The sequence below is a fragment of the Coprobacter sp. genome, assembly GCF_982436375.1.
Genome location: NZ_CEWDCG010000031.1, coordinates 1 through 20,194 on the forward strand (window position 1 = coordinate 1; position 20,194 = coordinate 20,194).

A 20,194-nucleotide genomic window follows, 5' to 3' on the forward strand; every position below is an offset into this window, starting at 1 on the left:
TATAAAAGAAAAAGAGACCGAACTCTAAAAAAATCTTTTGGGTCGCCCCCTTTTGATTTACGATTAAAATAAAAAAATGGTTGTCTCACGACAACCAATCTTTGTAAACCTTAAATCTAATACTATGAAAAAACATATTGCAAATATAATTGCAGAAAATGTATTTTACAAATGATATTATAATAAAAAATTACATGTTAACAAAATTTATACATATATCCTTGCTATCAGTGAATACAAGTATCGTTTTTGAATTTATTTTGGTAATCTTTTTTGAAAATACTTTTTAAAAAACAATATTTGATAGTCAATGGAATTCCCCCAATATTGAGAATTATGTTCACCGGGACGGACAATATAGTCATGTGCGATACCCTGTTTTAATAGGGTATTATGGAGATTATTATTTACTTCAAAAAAGAAATCTTTAAATCCGCAATCAAAAATAATGGCGAGTTTTCCGTCTTGTAATTTATTTATTTGATTGATGACCGTGTGATTGTCCCATATTTCTTTGTTATTTATATATTCACCTAATTGTTTTTTCATATCCCAATTGTCAGGAAAGGGGCGAATATCTACTCCCCCGCTGGTGCTTCCGGCAGCTCCGAATATATCTTGATGACGAATAGCCAACCATAAAGCTCCGTGTCCTCCCATACTTAAGCCAGTGATCGCCCTGCCTGTTCTATCGTCGCGAGTAGAAAAATTTTTATCGACATAAGAGACCAGTTCTTTTGATATGAATGTTTCGAATTGCGACTCTTTATTAAACGGGCTATCCCAGTACCAACTGTTTTCTCCGTTAGGACAGACAAAAATTATGCTGTCTTGCGTAGCTGTTTGCGAAAGATCTTTCTTTATATCTGGCCATGTGTTTTGATTTCCTCCATATCCGTGCAATAAGTAAATGACCGGATAAGTTGCAGACGGATTATAGTTTGTAGGGGTAATGATTACGCAAGGGATGTCCTTATTCATCGCATCGCTTTTTACCTTAGTTTTGATTGTTTCGGCTTGTAATGAGAATACCGAAAAAATAAAGAGCAAGAAACTTAAAGTCTTTTTTATAATCATATCGGAAAAATAAATTAGAGACGTTATTAACGTTTAATATAACGAAGTATAAAATCTAAGTTATCATGTAATAGTTCGTAGCCTTTTTCTCCGTTGAATCTTAATTCGGGGACTTTACCTTTTTGCACGGCATTTTCCATAAAGGAGACCCCTAATTCATCGCTCAATACGGCTATCCATGCGGTTTCTTCAGGAGTTAACGGCATTTCACCCTCTCCGAGGTCGGTATCTTCCAGTATATCTTTCAAGATAATTTCTTGTTCATTCTCGGGTAAGTCTGTTTTTTCTTCGAAGATGTGCGATTCTTCTTCTGCCCTTTTATCGATTTCTTCTGTTAAATCTTCCGATTTGGGATAAGTATTTACCAATCCCATAATCCACCATTCATTTTGCCAATGTACAAATCCTGCATACAGACTTGTTTTGTCGCTTTTCATGTCTTCGGGAAATCCTTTTAAAGATTTTTGTGTGACTTCGATAATTTCGCCGGTAATGATATGCCGGAAACGAGCATTATATTTGTCTTCGTCGACAAAATCGAAATAACCTGAATATTTACGGGATAAATTTTTTAAAGCTTCATGTGCCGGGTGTTCTTCTCCTAAAAGAATAGCAAGCCATTGAGCAGGAGAGTGTTGCATAAATTCTGTGATCAGGTTATATGCAAAATCATTACACAAGACATTTACCATATCCGGAAGATATTCTTCTGTCCCGTCTTCCTTTGCTGTTGTTACCATGTCGTCTATTTCTTCCTGCATCTGTCTGCCGTTGAATTGGAAAAGATAGGATTCGGTTGCTAACCATGCGAAACGTGCTTGTAAAGAATATAAATTGGTACACTCTTTTGGAGATAGGTCAAAAAATCCTTTTAATTTTTCGTTTGCCGGAGCAGATTCGTATTCTTCGTCCAGAATTTCCATGACCTTTTCTGCTATCCGGGAAAAAAGAGGAGTTTCGGGAGAATAGGGGATTTCTCCTCTGTTTAATTGCATGAAATAGTGCCATGTCAGAAATTGTATATCCTCTGTGTTGATCTCTTCATTTGCATAATCGTTGCATGGAAAAAACGGAAGGGGAGAATTGTATTTCCGGTAATGTTCTTTGGTAAATGCTCTGAAGATACCGGTTTCTGAAATAATATCTTCGAAATATGAGGTAAGGGTACAAGCCAGTTGCTTTTTTTCTTCTTCTTTCAGATAAAAAAGATTTTCATCTGATATTTCGTTTTCCAGTAGATCATCAAGTACGGTATAGATTTTATTTGCAATTGTCGTATAATAAAAATCTGTACGGGCCGATCCTTGATAAGGATGTAAGGATGCCCAGTCTTTACTGTATATTGTTTGTTTTTTCTTTGCCATGAAGTTTGTTTTTGATTTACAAACTTACGGATTAATAGTTAATTCGGCAATGATTCGGGGTATGTTCTATCTGTTTTCATCACATTTTCTTTACTTTTGTCGTCAGGTTTAAAAGTTTTTGAAAAATATGTCCGGTATGGAAAATATGGAATTTATCGTTCCGTTAGAAAAATGGTATTTAGAGAATAAAAGAGATTTGCCTTGGCGGAATACTACCGATCCGTATGTTATCTGGATATCGGAGGTAATTCTTCAGCAAACCCGAGTTATACAAGGACTTGATTATTTTAACCGCTTTATGACTCGTTTCCCGGATGTAGCCTCTTTGGCGGAAGCTGAAGAGGATGAGGTTTTGAAGTATTGGCAGGGACTCGGGTATTATAGTCGTGCTCGTAATTTACATACTGCCGCTCGGCAAATTATGGACGATTTTGGAGGGCTTTTTCCGAAAAATTATAGGGATGTGCTCTCTTTAAAAGGTATAGGAGAATATACGGCAGCGGCAATTTGTTCGTTTGCATATCGTCAACCTTATGCCGTTGTCGATGGAAATGTATATCGGGTTTTGGCTCGTCTTTTCGATATAGATGTCCCTATCGATTCGACTCAGGGGAAAAAACTTTTTGTAAAACTGGCTTCAGATCTTTTGGACAAGAAACGTCCCGATGTGTATAATCAGGCGATTATGGAGTTGGGTGCATTGCAGTGTGTACCTCGTTCACCTCATTGTGAGTTGTGTCCTTTATCGGACAAGTGCCTTTCTCTTATTTCGGGACGTGTAGAAAAACTTCCGGTAAAACAAGGTAAAACGGTTGTGAAGCCGCGTTTTTTTAATTATCTCTGTATTTCCTATCAGGGAGATACATGGATACGACAACGCAAAGGAAAAGATATATGGGAGAATTTGTATGAATTTGTGTTGATCGAAACAGATAAAGAGTATTCATTTGAAGAGTTGCAACATACCGAAGAGTACTGTCGGATATTCAACGGTTTAGGAAAAGTAAAAGTGACGGCCTTACCTTTGCAGAAACGTCATGTTTTGTCGCATCGTATTATAAATGCCTATTTTTATTCTATTGAAATAGAGTCCGTTCCGGAAGGAATTTCCGGATATATCCGTATTCCTTATACCGAATTGGAGAATTATGCTGTTTCCCGGTTGACACATATTTATTTGGAACAGCGCAAGTAAATAAGTTGAGTTATTTTACTGTTTTATGAATGTTTCTGAAGAAGCTGAAATTTACACTTCCGTATGTTCGTTTTTGATCAAATCCGGGTAGTGTCGAAAAGTCGTATGATTTCGAATGCTCTATTATGAAAATTCCTTCAGGTTTTAGTAATTCCGAATTGAGTACAAGTTCCGGAATTGTGCCGAATTTGGGTAAATCATAAGGTGGATCGGCAAATATAAGATCGAAATTTTCTTTACATGCCGGAATAAATTTGAACACGTCTCCTTTTATCGGGACTAAATTGTCTGCGTGCAGTTGTTGCATGACTTTGCGGATAAAGTTATACTGTACCGGATAATTTTCTACACATACTACTTTGGTACATTCTCGTGATAGTAATTCAAAACTGATAGCTCCGGTTCCTGCAAAAAGATCGAGGGCTGTCATACCACTGAAATCGATCAGATTGTTTAATACGTTGAACAAATTTTCCCGGGCAAAATCTGTCGTGGGACGGGCTTTTATATTGGACGGAACGTCAAATCTTCTTTTTCCGTATTTTCCGCTTATAATTCGCATAGAGGTATAACTGTTAAATCGAAAGGAGCTTCGAGGGTTTCTTTTCCTAATTTAAAAAGTTGAGGAGGAAAAATCGACGGCATTACCTGGCGGATATATTCTTGAGCAATGCGAGTTATGATTTGTCGAGGTTCTTTGTCTCCGGTAAGTTGAAGCTCGTCTTTTTCCTGGTCAAATCCTTGTTGCTCCCAAACATTGAGTATATAATAAGCCGCATCATGAATGTCTCCATATTCGAATGAATTGGCGAATAGTAATCCTTTTTTGTTAAAACACGCTATATCTATCCATTTTTTTTGCAGGTGAATATACATTTTAGAATTATTCCCGACTTTACTTCGCTTATAGAAGTATTCGCATAAAGGAGTCAGTTGATGCAAAAACAGAGGATTGTCGAAAGTCCTTTTTAGAAAAGCATAAATGTCTTTGTTTACACCGAACAGATTATATAACTGATTCCTTTGCCATTCATTGCAAAGGATTTTGTCTGTATGGTCGGGAAAACAAAAATCGTAATATATATTCAGTTTATCAGCTTCCGGTTCAATGGATTGGGGAATGAGCGTGAATCGGGAAGATTGTAGTATTATATATGTTTTACGAAAAGTTTTTAATAAAACGGGTTGATTATACACTGCTTCTTCAATAGATTGAAGAGGGGTATTTCCGGTCGGCGGAAATACGATATTTTGTCCTTTGTAAGAGTTGTTGGTTGTCGGATCGGATATGGCAAAATAACATCCGTCGTTTCTCAAACGAATCGATAAAATGTAATTCTCCGTTTTTTCAGGAGGTGTTATTTTGTATATTTGTTCTCCCATAATTCTTTTTCTGGATATTGCCAGTTTAGACAGACTCTTAAGGCCAGATTCTTATTGCAAAAATAGCAAAAGAAAACGGTATGACCTATTTTTGTATTCTACTTTATTTTTAAATAAGATGATAAACGAATTTTTTATTCGAAAATTTGCAGATAATTTGCCATATGCTCCTACGGAGGAGCAGGCCGAACTGATCGCGCGACTTGCCATGTTTCTTTTCGATCGGGATTCCCGATCTTTGTTTTTAATTAACGGATATGCAGGTACGGGTAAAACTTCTTTGATCGGAGCATTGGTACGGACTTTGTCCGGGTTTCAACGGAAGACCGTTCTGTTAGCACCTACGGGTAGAGCTGCAAAAGTTTTTGCAGGCTATGCAGATCATCCGGCTTATACGATTCATAAAAAGATATATCGGCAAAAAGTTTTTTCGGCAGATTATGAGGGTTTTCAGATAACCGACAATCTGCATAAAGATACATTGTTTATTGTCGATGAGGCTTCTATGATTGCCAATGGTGGTGGTGAACAGATGATATATGGTTCAGGCCGGTTATTAGATGATTTGGTAGAATATGTTTATGCGGGAGAAGGTTGTCGCTTGATTTTATTGGGTGATTCGGCTCAGTTGCCTCCGGTAGGACAGACTCGAAGCCCTGCACTTGAGAAAAGTAGTCTGATGAAATACGGGTTGTCTGTTATAGATTTTGAATTACGCCAGGTTGCTCGTCAGTCAGATGATTCAGGAATTCTTTTTAATGCTACCCGCTTGCGTATGTTGATGGGCGAAAATCCGTTACCGCTTCCGAAAATACGTTTGCAAGGTTACACTGATGTGCAGCGGGTCGGGGGTGAGGATTTGATCGAAACTTTATCTTCTGCGTATAGTCGGGACGGTATGGATGACACAATTGTAATAACACGTTCCAATAAACGTGCCGGGATTTTTAATCAAGGAATTCGCAATCAGATACTTTATCGGGAAGAAGAGCTTACTTCGGGAGACTTGCTTTTGGTTGCGAAGAATAACTATTTTTGGAGTCGGGAGTATAAAGATCTCGATTTTATAGCCAATGGAGATGTCGCCCGTGTTGTGAAGGTGAGGAATACTCGTGAAATGTACGGATTTCGTTTTGCTGATGTTGCACTTTATTTTCCTGATTATGATGTGGAAATAGAATCTAAAATTATCCTGGATACATTGATGTCCGATGCTCCTTCCTTAACTATGGAAATGAATAATCGTCTTTTTATGAATGTTTTTGAGGATTATTATGATATTTCTAATAAACGAGAGAAGATGAAAAAAATAAAAGTTGATCCTTGGTTTAATGCTTTACAAGTAAAATATGCATACGCTGTTACTTGTCATAAAGCTCAAGGAGGACAATGGAAGAATGTATTTGTGGATATGGGGTATATATGTGCCGAAGGGCTTGAACTGGATTTTCTTCGATGGCTTTATACAGCGTTTACCAGGGCTACGGAGCATCTTTATTTAATAAATTTGGAACAAAATCTCGCAGAAGATAAATTAGAGTTATAATACAGGGCTTAATAATCGTACTACCGATTCGCATATTTTATGCCAAAGGGGTCTTTTTTTCCATAAATTCAGAGTGATGCGTCTGCATTTTTTTTGATCGTCCAAAAAGATATTTTTCATTTGTGTGGTGAGCTCCTTACTATACATAAACGCATTTATTTCAAAATTGTGGTCGAAACTTCTGAAATCCAGATTTGTTGATCCTATCGTTGAAAATTCATTGTCGATCGTGATGCTTTTGGCATGAAGAAAACCGTTCTGATAAAAATATATTTTAATGCCGGCTTTTAGCATAGAGGTCAGGTATGAGTGAGATGCTAATTGCAGGATGGGTGAATCAGACTTTTCTGGCAACATTAATCTTACATCTACTTTAGAAAGTGCTGCGACCTGCAAAGCTTTCATCAGACTTTCAGTAGGCAGAAAATACGGAGTCTGTATGTATATATGCTGTTTGGCGTTTGAAATGGCTTTCAGGAATGAAAGCGAAATACCTTTCCATTCACCTATCGGGCCGCTGGTAAGAATTTGAACATTTATGTTTCCGGTACGTGGTACGGGCGGAAAGTAGATGTTGTCGGACAGCAACTCTCTTGTCGTAAAACTCCAGTCGATAGAAAATGCAGTTTGTAATCCGTACACGGCAGGGCCGGTAATCCGTATGTGCGTATCTCTCCATATTCCCCATGCCACACCATCTTGATATCTGTCGGCGATATTCATTCCTCCGACATATCCTATTTTCCCGTCTATGATGACTATTTTTCGGTGGTTTCGGTAATTCAGTTTATTGGCTAATTGAGGAAAAGTGACTTTTAGAAATGGGCGTACATCGACACCCGCTGCCTCCATTTCGTCAAAAAAATGCTGTTTCACTTTCCAGCAACCCACATCATCATAAATAACTCGTACGATTACTCCTTCTTTAACTTTATCGATTAAAAGTTGTTTAATCGTATTTCCGAGTCGGTCGTTGGCAAAAATGTAATATTGCAGGTGAATGAATGTTTGGGCATTTTTAATATCTTCTATCAAAGAGGCGAATTTATCTTTTCCGTTGGTAAAAACTGTTACTTCATTACCGGGATGCAGTCCTGATTTCCCGAGTGTGTATGCCAATCGTATTTGTTGTTTACTTTCTTCGGATAAAGGCATTTCTTGTAGATCTACATCGGGGTCTTCTGTAAGTTGTTGAAGTTTTCTTTTCCCTTTTCGTGAAATCATGTGTTGTCTTCTATATTCCTGACCGAAGAAGAAGTAAAAGACGATGCCGACAATGGGTAGGAAGAGAAGAACGACTATCCACGCAATACTTTTTACCGGATTGCGGTTTTCCGATATAATAACCAAAATTGTACCTATAATAGTGATCAGATATATTACGTACAGACTATTATATACCCACTGATCGATGTTTTGAATTATATTCAGATAAAGCATGGAATCGGTTATTTTGGATATTTTTTGAAAAGCTAAATTAAGTATAAAAAATGAATTTATCAATATTTATGTCGATAAGAACCTATCTAAATTTTGTGTGGGGGAGGTTTTGAGAATTTTTTAGAGGCTATTTTGTTTTTTTATAAGGATGATAACGGGCTATCTGATGAATAAAAGCGGGGAAACCGATTGGAAAAATATAGAGATAACCCGATATAATTTCCTGCATCGGAAAATTTAAGCAGGTTCTAAAGAAAATATACATGATAATGAATTAAAAAATAATACTTTTGCACTCGTTTTAATACAATAGGCAATACTCTATTGTTTTCTTAATAAATTTCAGGTAGAGATATTTTTGAGGAGAATGAAGAAAGATTATTTGAATGATGTGTTTAAAACACTCTTGTGGACATTGTTGTTCCTCGTGTTGTTTTCATTCGTTCCCGAGATAAAAGTAGGTTCGTTTACTTCCCGCAAAGTAGATATGCTTTCCGATATTCGTCTGGTGAAACCGCAGTCGCATGCGAAAGGACCGGATCGGCCTGTTATTGCCGATTCCGATACGCTTGTTGTAAAGAGAGATACGGTCGTTCGGCAAAAAAAGCCTGTACACAAGCCTAATGGAGTCGTTTTATTTGAAGATTATTCTGAAGACGGATCGGGATTGAATCGCTTTTGTCATGCGCTGGATGAAGTGAAAAAACGTCCGGTGAGAATAGCTTTTCTGGGAGATTCTTTTATAGAGGCCGATATTTTGACTCAGAATATTCGAGAAGAATTGCAAGAACGTTTTGGTGGGAGAGGAGTCGGGTATGTTCCTATGGCTTCGATGACAGCGGGTTTTCGACGGACGGTCAGACATCAGTTCGATCATTGGTCGACCGTGTCGACTGTGAGTCATACAAAGCTGGATAAAAATAGTATTTTTATAGCCGGTCAATATTTTATACCTGAAGACGGAGTATCTGCAACTTTTAAAGGTACTTCGTCATTGAAAGGGCTGAGTGCTTTTGGTTCAGCGAAATTTTTGTTTGTAAATCGGGAGAATACGGAGATTCGTTTAGCGATCAATAAGGAGGATGCTCGTGTGTATAAACCGCTTTCGGCAGATAGTTTGCAATGTATCGAAATAGAAGGTGAAATTTCTTCGTTGGATATTAAGTTATCTCATCCGTTGGGATTTACGGCCTTTGGAGTGTATTTAAATGACAAAATCGGGATATGTGTTGATAACTACTCTTTGAGAGGTACTTCCGGAACACATTTGTCTCAGGTAAATGTTTCTCTTAGCCGTGAAATGTCCCGATATGTAGATTATGATTTGATCGTATTGGAATACGGGCAAAATGTCGTTTCTAAAGATGTTTATGATTATCGTGCATATACCGACCGAATGATAAAAGTCGTTCGACATTTAAAAAAGTGCTATCCCGATTCGGATATTCTCATTATGGGAATCGGTGATCGGAGCAGGCGGGGAACAAACGGATTTGAAACGATGCCCGAGATATACGAAATGATTGCAGCCCAGCGAAAAATCGCACGAGATACGAAATCTGTTTTTTGGGATACTTTTATGGCGATGGGAGGGGAGAACAGTATGGTCTTTTATGTAGAGCATAAACCGGTTTGGGCAAATAAAGATTATACCCATATTACACATGCCGGAGGACGTCCGATAGCAAAAAAATTTGTTGAAGCATTAATGTATCGTTATAATCAGGAGTCTGGATTATGAGATATTTTACCGTTATTTCCATACTTGTATTTTCTTTGTGCTTTTTTCGTGTAACGAATGCACAAACGAATATATCCGTTACTGTCAAGGATAGTTTGACGGAATATCCTTTTATTCGTGTGAAAGAAAATATTTTGTCCGATTCTTTAAATACGATGGCTTTGTTTTATGAAAAATTGAAGATTTTGAAGTTGGATACAGATACGGTTCGGAAAGTAGTTAATATTCTTCATCTTGGGGATTCTCATATTCAGGCAGGTTTCTTGAGCGGACAAATGATGAGCCGTTTTCAGTCCGATTTTGGAAATGCGGGCAGAGGACTGATCGTCCCTTTGAAATTGATCAAGAGTAATGAGCCTCGTGACTATGCAATCCGTTCGACAGCATCGTGGTTCGGGTGTCGGTGCGTTGATCGCAAAAATTATCCGTGTCCGGGACTCGGGGGAATGGCTGTCGCAACTCGGGATACATCTTTCTTTTTTGATATTGCAACTTTGAGTAAGACCGATTCTTGCAATGCTTTTTGTTCGGTAACGGTTTTTCATCATCCGAGGACATCGCCTTTATCTGTCGTTTCGCAAAAAAAAGGAGTGAATTATTATCCTACTCGCTGGCCGTTTGCTTCTCGTATCGAATTAGATACATTAGTATGTAACCTGCATTTGAAGGGGCAGTCTATGTTCGGCGATACGAGTATTTATTATGCTATGAGTCTTGAAAACCGAAATTCGGGTATATTATATCACTCATCGGGTATTAACGGGAGTTGTTATTCTCATTATGTCGAGGCCGGACAAGTTTTGAATCAGACTGCGGCGTTGACTCCGGATCTTATCATTTTATCATTGGGAACGAATGAAGCTTTCGGAAAATGTGACCAAAAAGATATTTATGACCAGATAGATCGGGTAGTGTCTATGTTGCGGGATATTCATCCCGGAGCAGTATTTCTGTTGACTACACCTCCTGAATGTCATCGGCGAGTCCGGCGAAAGGGGAAAAAGAAGTATTATTATACCTATGTTACTAATACAAAAGTCGAGAAGGTTGCTGAAACAATCCGTAGGTATGCCGTCGATAAAGGCCTCGCCTGTTGGAACCTTTTCTCTATATCCGGAGGTCGGGGATCAGCTAAATCATGGGTGAAATATCAGCTTTCGGCGCGAGACAGGATACATTTTAATATAAAGGGATATGAATTGCAGGGAAACTTGCTGTATGATGCGATTATAAAAGGTTATAACGATTATGTTGGAAAATAATAATTGGTTGGGTGAGATATTTGAAAAGCTTGGATTGGATATTCATAAATTGGGTGTTCAGTTTCTATATGATCCGAATAACCCGATGTTGTTCAATAGCGGTTTTTTCTTTTTCTTGTTCCTTGCATTTTTGTTTTTATACCGCTATTGCCGCAAAAATGAACTGTTGCGGAATCTATATGTAATGTTGTTTTCATTCTATTTCTACTATAAATCGAGCGGTATTTATTTATTGGTGCTTATATTTGTCTGTACATTCGATTTTTTTATAGGCAGACTTTTGCATCGTACAGAACGAAAAGTATCACGCAAATGGTTAGTTACATTAAGCCTTATTGTTAATATTTGTATGTTAGGGTATTTTAAATATACCAATTTTATTTTCGATCTGTTTTATAGTGCTGTCAACAGACAATTCGAACCATTCGATATTGTTTTGCCCGTAGGGATTTCGTTTTTTACTTTTCAGTCGATGAGCTATATCATCGATATTTACCGCAAACAGATAGAACCTTTGCAAAGATGGCGGGATTATGCTTTTTATGTTTCCTTTTTCCCCCAATTAGTTGCCGGGCCTATTGTCAGGGCACGAGATTTTATTCCACAGATGAAACAGCCGGTTTTTGTTTCTGGAGAAATGTTCGGTCGGGGTATGTTTCTTATCATGGCTGGTCTGTTTAAAAAGGTCATTATATCCGACTATATCAGTCTTAATTTCGTAGATCGCATTTTTGATAATCCGACATTATATACCGGTTTTGAAAATTTGATGGGAGTATATGCTTACGCTTTACAGATATATTGTGATTTTTCAGGTTATTCCGATATGGCGATAGGAATAGCGTTGTTGTTAGGCTTTCGTTTTAACATCAATTTTGATTCTCCATATAAATCGACATCGATTACCGAGTTTTGGAGACGGTGGCATATTTCTTTGTCTTCATGGTTAAGAGACTATCTGTATATATCTATGGGGGGCAATCGTAAAGGTAAAGTCCGTACCTATATCAATCTGATGCTGACCATGTTGATCGGCGGATTTTGGCATGGGGCTTCTTTACTGTTTGTTTTGTGGGGTGCTTGGCACGGATTGTTATTGGTACTTCATAAATGGTTCAGAAGCATATTTCCTGCATCTAAAGAAGTGCGCAGTCGTTGGTATTGGACTAATGTTTTAAGCATAATCCTCACATTTAATTTGGTCTGTATCGGTTGGGTATTTTTCAGGTCTCCCTCTATGGAGGTGGCAAAGTCTGTATTTTCCCGTATTTTCACCGAATTTCATCCGGAGATTGTTTGGGATTTTATATCGGGATATGCCAATGTCTTGTTTTTTATCTGTTTAGGATTTTTGTTGCATTTTCTTCCACATCGTTATTCTGAGGGAGTGGCAAGGAAAATAGAAATGTCTCCGGTTTCCGTTAAGGCATTTGCGTTTGCATTGTTGATTGTGTTGGTAATACAGATAAAATCGAGTGAGTTGCAGCCGTTCATTTATTTTCAGTTTTAATGATTACTTTGTTAATAATTCATTTTAAAAAGGATTTATTTAAGAAAAAGATTATCTTTGTATAATAACTTGAAAAATGATTGTTATGAAGAGGTATTTAAGTCAGATTATATTGTTGATGATGTTCGTTCCTGTTTTTGCTCAGGAAAAAAGTAATTCAGGCAGTGGCGATGTAAAAGTGTTGAACGCTTCGAATTTTACTGCCGAAACGGCAAAAGGTGTTGTTTTGGTGGATTTTTGGGCAACATGGTGTCCTCCATGTCGGCAGATGTCTCCGATTGTCGATGAAATAGCTAAAGAATTGAAAGGAAAGGCCAAATTTGGAAAAGTAGATGTCGATTCGAATAAAGATTTGGCTACAAAATATCAAATAAGATCGATTCCGACATTTATTCTTTTTAAGAACGGGAAAAAAGTAGATCAGATTGTCGGAGCTGTGGAGAAAAAAGATCTGAAAGATTTTGTATTGAAGCATGTCGATAAGAAGTAAAAGAAGATCGAATAATATTTAGCGGGAATCTGTCCGAATTGATAAGTTCGGACAGATTTTGTTTTATGGAGTAGTTTTATTTTATGTTAATTGTAATGCGAGGTTTATTTATTGCGTTTGTAGCTTTTTTGTATTCAGGTTTACTATATGCCGGTGACGGTTCTGTTTCTTCCCCTTTTACGGTAGAAGAAGCATTGTCGAAGAAAAACAACAATATGTTGTGTTATGTGAGCGGTTATATTGTAGGAGAATATGTTAATTATAGTAATAATAAGCATTTTTATAATATGGCTCCTCCATTTGAAGGGACATCTACTTATCTAATTGCGGATATGCCTTTTGAATACAGGCTCGAAAAATGTATGACTGTGCAGTTAGGAGCGGCTAATACGGATATTTGTAATTTAGATGAATATCCTGTGTATTGGAATAAAAAGTTGCTTTTGCAAGGTAATTTGTCTTTATTTCAGACATTACCGGGGATTAAGAATCTCAAAAATTTTGTTTTACCCGAACAACCGTTAGAAGATGAAACGGTATATTGGAATATTTTTGAAGATTTTGAAACAAAGAATGGATATAAGCCTGTTTCCGGAGATATGTATGGAGGAGGAGTTTTTTATGGAGAGGATAATGCGATTCCTTGGGTATTCGAAGGTGCTACTTTAGGTGAAACAGGAAAAGATGCCAAATGGGACGGAGCTTCGGCTCATTTGCGGTTGACGGAGAGTACGTCTGGTAATCCCGGAGCTATTTATATGAAAGAGGATAAGTCGAATGGGATTGGTTACATTCGTTTTTGGGCTGCGTTTTATGATACCGATAAGAAAGGAAGGATTGCGATTTATATTTCAGGTGATCAGGGTGAATCTTGGGAGTGCGTGGCTTCTGGACTTACTCCTGAAAAGACTCTGAAAGAGTTTCAGGTATTGGTGAATCGGCCTGGAAACTATCGGGTGAAAATCGCTAAATCTGAAAATTCTTCTGATGGTGTTAACATTGATAATATTCGTATTAGCGATTATTTGCAACCGTCTGCTGTTTTTCGTTCAGAGAAGGATGATACTTTTAGCGTATCGGCAAATAACGGAATATTATCTTTGAGTTTTACAGATGAAGTTGATGGCGTCGATATATATACGATAAACGGCTCTTTAGCCTTTTCGATAAAAGATCGTATAGAACATATTTCTATACCTCTATTGCCGGGAGTGTATATTATACGAGGTGGATCGTATATTCGGAAAATTGTATTATAGTCTTGATAAAGCCGTTTAAGAGTCGGAACTTGTGAATAGCACATTGTTTACATTGGGTAGAGGAATCGGGCAAGTAATGTTTCAGAACAATGCTTTGTCCGGAATAATAATGCTATTGGGGATATTTCTCAATTCATGGCAGATAGGATTATTGGCTTTAGCCGGTAATGGCGCAGGTACACTGACAGCATACTTGTCGGGATATAAGCAGGAAGATATAAGAGCCGGGTTGTATGGTTTTAACGGTACGTTAGTGGGAATAGCAATAGGCGTATTTATGCAAATTTCGTTGGTATCTTTATTATTGATGATTATCGCATCTGCTTTTTCTACATGGGTTACCCGATTATTCGGTAGTCAAAGATGGTTGCCGGGATTTACAGCCCCGTTTATTATAACAGTATGGTTGTTATTGGGTATATGTTCATTTTTTTTCCCTTCATTATTATTGCCGACATCTTCTTCTGTTATAGAGTGTAAGCCGGACTTGTTTCGTGCGTTCAGTCTGAATATCGGTCAGGTAATGTTTCAGGGTGAGACAATCGTTTCCGGCTTGTTTTTTTTAGCGGCAATTTTTATAAATTCCCGTTTGAATGCTTTTTATGTAGTAATGGCCTCTTTGCTTTCTGTTGTCGTTTCATTATTTTGGGGAGTCGAATATTCGATGTTGAATATGGGGCTGATGGGATATAATGGTGTGTTATGCGCAATTGCTTTAGGAGATAAAACATGGAAAGGCGCATTTTATGCAGTGTTATCTGTCTTGATATCGATATTATTACAGTTTACCGGGATGAAATTTGGAATGGTTACATTAACTGCGCCGTTTGTTTTGTCTGTATGGTGTATAATGGGAATCAATAAATTGGCATCCGGGAAAAAGAGGTTGAACATTCTTGGTTGATAATGTAGCGTCTTTAACTGCCGGAATTTAAACAGGGCTTTTAATGAATGGCTTTCTTTTTAATCGGAAGTTTAGGAAACATTTTCCTGAAACGAACCATATAAGTAGTTATATTTCCTCCTGCGATAATAAGGGTTACAGCCAAAATAATCATTAATATTCCGCAGCATAATCTTGGAGTCAGAACCTCCCCGAAAACGGTTATTCCGAAAAAAACGGCGGTCAGGGGTTCTAATGCTCCGAGAATTGCAGTCGGAGTAGATCCTATATATTGAACAGCCTGAGTAGTACAGAGGAAGGATATGGCTGTCGGGAAAATAGCCAGGGCTATTAAATTCCCCCAAAGATACCATGCATCGACAGTGAGTAAGCTTTTCCCGAAATCGACACGTACCAAAAATAGAGTCATTCCGAATAATAAAATGTAGAAAGTAAGTTTGAGTGTTGCAATTTCTTTTAATATCGACCTGTTGACACCGACTATATAAATTGCATAAGAGAGGGCGGAGACCATTACTAAAATTATTCCGGTCGTGCTAAGAGTTGAACCGCTACTTGTTTTATAGAGTAATCCGATGCCGACTAATGCCAACAAAATACAAGAAATCGTTAGCAGAGTCAGCTTTTCTTTAAAAACGAAAGCCATGATCAGGGCTACCATAATCGGGTAAACAAATAGCAATGTTGATGCAATGCCGGCTTCCATATAATTATAGCTTAAAAATAGCGCTAATGAGGAGAGAGCTACTAATAGCCCCATGATGACCAATGGCAATACTTCTTTTCGTTGTAGTTTGAAGTTGCGTCCTCTTGCCTTGATCATGATTCCTAATACCGGAATAGCGAACAGATATCTGAAAAAAAGAACAGAATCCGGATTCATTCCTGCTTTATATAGAGGGAGAGCGAACAGTGGATTCATTCCGTAAGCTGCAGCTGCGATAATACCTAAGATATAACCTTTGGTTTTTGTGTTCATGTTTTTATAATTGAATAATAGATCAACCGTTTGCGTTCTTTTTTTCCGTTAAGTATAATTTATCGGAAAAACGACAGCAAAGATACGCTATTGTTTTTGGAAAATATTCTTGTTCGCTATGCATCTTTCTTTTAATTTTGTATTTAACATAGTAGAATTGAATATTCCTTGGAAGATGATGAAAGTAGCTCTATTTATCCCTTGCTATATCAATGCGGTATATCCTCAAGTAGGCATTGCTTCATATAAGTTGCTGAAAAGTTTGGGCGTAGATATTGATTATCCGATAGACCAGACTTGTTGCGGTCAACCGATGGCGAATGCCGGGTTTGAAAATGAAGCAGTTGATTTAGCCCGTCGTTTTGATGAACGTTTTAAAGATTACGATTATATAGTAGGACCTTCGGCAAGTTGTGTCGTATTTGTTCGGGATAATTATGGACGGCTGTTGCAAAAAGATAAGCACCATTGCGCCAGTGAAGGTAAAATATATGATATTTGTGAGTTTATTCATGATGTGATTAAACCGACTTCTCTGAAAGCGAGGTTTCCTCATAAAGTAAGTATCCAGAATAGCTGTCATGGGGTTCGTTTGATGAATTTGTCGTCTCCGAGTGAATTGAATATCCCATATTTCAGTAAATTGCGGGATTTATTGTCTTTGGTGGAAGGAATAGAAATCGTAGAACCGGAACGAAGAGACGAATGTTGTGGTTTCGGCGGTATGTTCGCCATAGAAGAAGATGCCGTATCTGTACAGATGGGACATGATAAAGTAATGCGGCATATAGCTACCGGAGCAGAATATATTGTGGGAGCAGACAGTTCGTGTTTAATGCATCAGAACGGTATTATTCTCCGAGAGAAATTACCGATAAAGACATTGCACATAGTTGAAGTTTTAGCAGCAGGATTATGAGTACGAAGCATTCTAAAGCGGCAGCAGAGTTTTTGAAAAACAAAAAACAGGCTGCATGGCATGATGAAACTCTTTGGTTGGTAAGAGAAAAACGGGATAAATTGAGTAAGGAAGTTCCTGAATGGGAAGAGCTGCGTGATATGGCCTGTGCTACCAAATTATATAGCAACAGCCATTTGGATGAGCTTTTAGTGGAGTTTGAGGCAAATGCGCAGGCAAATGGCGCTCATGTACATTGGGCGAAGGATGGTGAGGAGTATTGTAACATCGTTTATCGCATCTTGGAACAGCATGGTGTCAGGCATTTTATTAAGAGCAAGTCGATGTTGGCGGAGGAGTGTGAATTGAATCCTTTTCTTGAAAGTAAAGGGATTGAGGTAGTGGAGAGTGACTTGGGTGAACGTATTTTGCAATTGATGCATCTTAAACCCAGCCATATTGTTCTTCCTGCTATTCATATAAAGAGAGAGCAGGTCGGGAAATTATTCGAAAAAGAGATGGGTACGGAAAAAGGAAATTTTGACCCTACTTATTTAACTCATGCTGCCCGGAAGAATCTTCGCCAAAAATTTATTCATGCAGAAGCCGCAATGACCGGATGCAACTTTGCCGTGGCATCTACGGGTGAAGTTGTCGTGTGTACTAATGAAGGAAATGCCGATATGGGAGTTTCTCAGCCTAAATTGCAGATTGCGGCTTTCGGAATAGAGAAAATTGTTCCGGACCGTAAATCTTTAAGCATATTTACCCGGCTATTGGCGCGTTCGGCAACAGGACAACCTATAACGACATATACCTCTCATTATCGTAAGCCGAGAGCAGGAGGTGAGTTTCATATTATATTGGTCGATAACGGGCGCAGTAAAATTCTTGCAGATCAAAATCACATAAAAGCATTGAATTGTATACGTTGTGGAGCTTGTATGAATACGTGTCCCGTATATCGTAGAAGCGGAGGTTATTCATATACCTATTTTATTCCCGGACCTATCGGTGTCAATTTGGGAATGTTGAAAGCTCCGTTGCAGTATTCAGATAATGTTTCTGCTTGTTCGTTGTGTTATTCATGCTCGAATGTTTGCCCCGCTAAGGTAGATTTGGCAGAACAAATTTATTTGTGGAGACAAGATTTGGATAAATTTAATAAAGCTGATCGAATGAAAAAAATGATGTCCGGAGGTATGAAATTTATAATGAAGCGTCCTCCGGTTTTTAATACAGCATTGAGATTAGCCCCGTTATCTAATCGTATGCCCCGTTTTCTTATTTATAATAAATTGAATGCTTGGGGAAATGGTCGTGAGATGCCGCAATTCTCAGGAAAGAGTTTTAATGAAATGTGGAAAAATGGAGATGTGAAGTGATTATGAGCAGTAGAGAAAATATATTGCAGAATATCCGGAATGCTGTGCATAAAAAATATGAAAAACCGGAATTGGAAACTTTGGAAAGGCATGCTTTAGTTTATCCGGACGTGATAATGCAATTTCAAAGTATGATAAAACAAGTCGGTGGAGAATCGCTCCTGCTAAATAAGGGAGAGGATATTAACGATATAATCATAAAAGCGTATCCCGAAGCGAAGCGTATAGCTTCTAATATCAGTGAAATTTCTTGTGCGACATTTAATCCGGATGATATCGCTGACCCGGCGGATTTGGATGGTACGGATCTTGCAATTGTTTCAGGTAAGATCGGTGTAGCAGAAAATGGGGCTGTCTGGATAGAGCAAGATGTAAAGTCGCGAGCTGTTTATTTTATTGCGGAAAAACTCGTTATTTTATTAGATAAGGAGAATATTGTAAGTAATATGCATGAAGCATACGATAAAATCGATACGGGAGAATATGGTTTTGGTGTGTTTATTTCCGGACCGTCTAAAACTGCTGATATAGAGCAGGCATTGGTTATGGGAGCTCATGGTGCGCGAGATGTGATGGTGATATTGACGTGATGCCGTTAGTTTAATTTTTTGTAAGCGAAAAACTTTCGATCCCTATTGTTATATGAGTTAGAGCCTGTCGTAAATTTCGTAAAATTCAAACAGGCTCTAAATTTTATATATTTGTTTATCCGTCTTATGACAGTTGTTGGAAATGTTTTATTTGTCTATCTATTTTATCCAGACCTTTTGCAAGCCTTTTTTTAGATTATGTATGATATATAGTCCTGTCTGTAACGTCACAGTTTGTGGTTGATGACCTTTTTTGAGCAGTGTGCCGTTAAAATTATATATTTCCCATTGCTCTGCTTGAATATAAATTCCCCCATCAACGATTGTAGCCCATGGTTTGTCTGAAATTTTAATATCATCGATGCTTGTAGGAGTGTCGATGATAGAACCGAAATTTTTCCATACGTCAGCTCCCTGATATGTTGAGGCCATTCCACTGGGTACATAAAGAATTACTTCTGTAACAGGAACATTGCTAAAAGCGTCTGCAGCGGTTTTTGTAGGTAGTGTTTCGGTGTAAATATATATGGTATTTAATGCACTGCAGTTATTAAATGCTAAAGTTCCTATATTATCTATTACATTAGACATTATAGTGACGGTTGTAAGAGCAGAACATTGCCTAAATGATTGATTTCCTATGTATGAGAGGGATTTGGGGAGTTTTACGCTTGTAAGGGATGTACATAGTCTGAACGCTCCGCCTACTATGGTTTCGATACCTTCTGGAATATTATATTCTCCTTCATAAGTAGTAGGAAGATATGCGAAAAATTTATTGTTGTAAACAGGAGTTGTCAATGAAATACACCCATAAAATGGGTAATTACCTATTTGTGTTACCGAATTAGGAAGTAAACATTCGGTAAGTGCAGTGCAATTTTGAAATGCATTATAGCCAAGAACGGTTACACTTGAAGGTATTGTGACATTGAGGAGAGACGTACAACCGGAAAATGCTGCCTCATCTATCTTTGTTATAGAATTGGGTAATATGATGTTTGTGAGTGAAGTACAATCTTTAAAAGCTTCTTTGCCGATACTTGTTACAGTGTATTCTGTATCATTTAATATAATTTTTTCTGGTATGGAAATATCTCCGCTGTATTTGTCTGCACTATTTGTTACTTCCGCTGTTTTTGTCTTTTCATCTAGATTGTAGAAAATGTTG

General features: G+C 37.8%; 18 protein-coding genes. 11 read left to right on the forward strand and 7 right to left on the reverse strand.

Annotated elements, in window-relative coordinates; genetic code table 11:
* Positions 1–255 precede the first annotated feature (255 nt).
* Both AC1WHX_RS03220 and AC1WHX_RS03225 read right to left on the reverse strand, forming a co-directional pair.
* Positions 256–1,077, reverse strand: a complete 822-nt coding sequence (locus tag AC1WHX_RS03220; protein WP_418236415.1) for an alpha/beta hydrolase — start codon at positions 1,075–1,077, stop codon at positions 256–258.
* A gap of 26 nt (positions 1,078–1,103) precedes the next feature.
* Positions 1,104–2,441: a DUF3843 family protein gene (locus AC1WHX_RS03225; RefSeq protein ID WP_303117011.1), complete on the reverse strand. Its 1,338-nt coding sequence runs from the start codon at positions 2,439–2,441 to the stop codon at positions 1,104–1,106.
* Positions 2,442–2,577: 136 nt separating this feature from the next.
* Between AC1WHX_RS03225 and mutY the strand changes: the two genes are divergently transcribed.
* Positions 2,578–3,636: an A/G-specific adenine glycosylase gene (gene mutY, locus AC1WHX_RS03230; protein ID WP_270737594.1), complete on the forward strand. Its 1,059-nt coding sequence runs from the start codon at positions 2,578–2,580 to the stop codon at positions 3,634–3,636.
* 10 nt (positions 3,637–3,646) lie between these two features.
* Here the strand turns inward: mutY and AC1WHX_RS03235 are convergent, their stop codons facing one another.
* Together AC1WHX_RS03235 and AC1WHX_RS03240 are read right to left on the reverse strand one after the other, a co-directional pair.
* Positions 3,647–4,198: an RsmD family RNA methyltransferase gene (locus AC1WHX_RS03235; RefSeq protein WP_022390532.1), complete on the reverse strand. Its 552-nt coding sequence runs from the start codon at positions 4,196–4,198 to the stop codon at positions 3,647–3,649.
* Positions 4,186–5,019, reverse strand: coding sequence for a DUF3822 family protein (locus AC1WHX_RS03240; RefSeq protein WP_009318860.1), 834 nt, complete (start codon positions 5,017–5,019; stop codon positions 4,186–4,188). Before AC1WHX_RS03240 ends, AC1WHX_RS03235 begins: the two co-directional genes overlap by 13 nt.
* A 118-nt stretch (positions 5,020–5,137) precedes the next feature.
* Between AC1WHX_RS03240 and AC1WHX_RS03245 the strand changes: the two genes are divergently transcribed.
* The gene (locus AC1WHX_RS03245) at positions 5,138–6,565 is read left to right on the forward strand and encodes an ATP-dependent DNA helicase (protein WP_122338339.1); all 1,428 of its coding nucleotides are present in this window, start codon (positions 5,138–5,140) and stop codon (positions 6,563–6,565) included.
* On the opposite strand, the gene cls is transcribed toward AC1WHX_RS03245, so the two are convergent.
* On the reverse strand, positions 6,560–8,005 hold the full coding sequence (gene cls / locus AC1WHX_RS03250) for a cardiolipin synthase (RefSeq protein ID WP_009318862.1): 1,446 nt from the start codon (positions 8,003–8,005) through the stop codon (positions 6,560–6,562). The two genes, AC1WHX_RS03245 and cls, sit on opposite strands and share 6 nt — an antisense overlap.
* A 367-nt stretch (positions 8,006–8,372) precedes the next feature.
* On the opposite strand from cls, the gene AC1WHX_RS03255 reads away from it, so the two are divergent.
* The 6 genes from AC1WHX_RS03255 to AC1WHX_RS03280 all read left to right on the forward strand — a co-directional run bounded on the left by AC1WHX_RS03255 (position 8,373) and on the right by AC1WHX_RS03280 (position 15,171).
* Positions 8,373–9,746, forward strand: a complete 1,374-nt coding sequence (locus tag AC1WHX_RS03255) for an SGNH/GDSL hydrolase family protein (protein WP_302545175.1) — start codon at positions 8,373–8,375, stop codon at positions 9,744–9,746.
* Positions 9,743–11,008, forward strand: coding sequence for a GDSL-type esterase/lipase family protein (locus AC1WHX_RS03260; RefSeq protein ID WP_122338330.1), 1,266 nt, complete (start codon positions 9,743–9,745; stop codon positions 11,006–11,008). Before AC1WHX_RS03255 ends, AC1WHX_RS03260 begins: the two co-directional genes overlap by 4 nt.
* Positions 10,995–12,518, forward strand: a complete 1,524-nt coding sequence (locus AC1WHX_RS03265; protein WP_122338331.1) for an MBOAT family O-acyltransferase — start codon at positions 10,995–10,997, stop codon at positions 12,516–12,518. Before AC1WHX_RS03260 ends, AC1WHX_RS03265 begins: the two co-directional genes overlap by 14 nt.
* 85 nt (positions 12,519–12,603) lie before the next feature.
* Complete coding sequence (gene trxA, locus AC1WHX_RS03270; RefSeq protein ID WP_278584567.1) at positions 12,604–13,008, forward strand: thioredoxin; 405 nt, start codon at positions 12,604–12,606, stop codon at positions 13,006–13,008.
* Between the two features lie 83 nt (positions 13,009–13,091).
* Positions 13,092–14,267: a DUF6359 domain-containing protein gene (locus tag AC1WHX_RS03275; RefSeq protein ID WP_122338332.1), complete on the forward strand. Its 1,176-nt coding sequence runs from the start codon at positions 13,092–13,094 to the stop codon at positions 14,265–14,267.
* Between the two features lie 31 nt (positions 14,268–14,298).
* Positions 14,299–15,171, forward strand: a complete 873-nt coding sequence (locus AC1WHX_RS03280) for an urea transporter (protein ID WP_122338333.1) — start codon at positions 14,299–14,301, stop codon at positions 15,169–15,171.
* A gap of 40 nt (positions 15,172–15,211) precedes the next feature.
* On the opposite strand, the gene AC1WHX_RS03285 is transcribed toward AC1WHX_RS03280, so the two are convergent.
* Positions 15,212–16,150: a DMT family transporter gene (locus tag AC1WHX_RS03285; RefSeq protein ID WP_122338334.1), complete on the reverse strand. Its 939-nt coding sequence runs from the start codon at positions 16,148–16,150 to the stop codon at positions 15,212–15,214.
* A gap of 178 nt (positions 16,151–16,328) precedes the next feature.
* Between AC1WHX_RS03285 and AC1WHX_RS03290 the strand changes: the two genes are divergently transcribed.
* The 3 genes from AC1WHX_RS03290 to AC1WHX_RS03300 are packed head-to-tail and all read left to right on the forward strand — an operon-like array spanning position 16,329 to position 19,023.
* A complete protein-coding gene (locus AC1WHX_RS03290; protein ID WP_031258792.1) occupies positions 16,329–17,069 on the forward strand; it encodes a (Fe-S)-binding protein in 741 nt (246 codons plus the stop codon).
* Positions 17,066–18,433 (forward strand): lactate utilization protein B, encoded by a 1,368-nt coding sequence (locus AC1WHX_RS03295; RefSeq protein WP_122338335.1) that lies wholly within the window; start codon positions 17,066–17,068, stop codon positions 18,431–18,433. The genes AC1WHX_RS03290 and AC1WHX_RS03295 overlap by 4 nt, the downstream gene beginning before the upstream one ends.
* Before the next feature lie 2 nt (positions 18,434–18,435).
* Positions 18,436–19,023, forward strand: coding sequence for a LutC/YkgG family protein (locus AC1WHX_RS03300; protein WP_122338336.1), 588 nt, complete (start codon positions 18,436–18,438; stop codon positions 19,021–19,023).
* Between the two features lie 159 nt (positions 19,024–19,182).
* Here the strand turns inward: AC1WHX_RS03300 and AC1WHX_RS03305 are convergent.
* On the reverse strand, positions 19,183–20,194 hold a 1,012-nt coding region (locus AC1WHX_RS03305), incomplete at its 5' end, for a leucine-rich repeat domain-containing protein (RefSeq protein WP_481228851.1).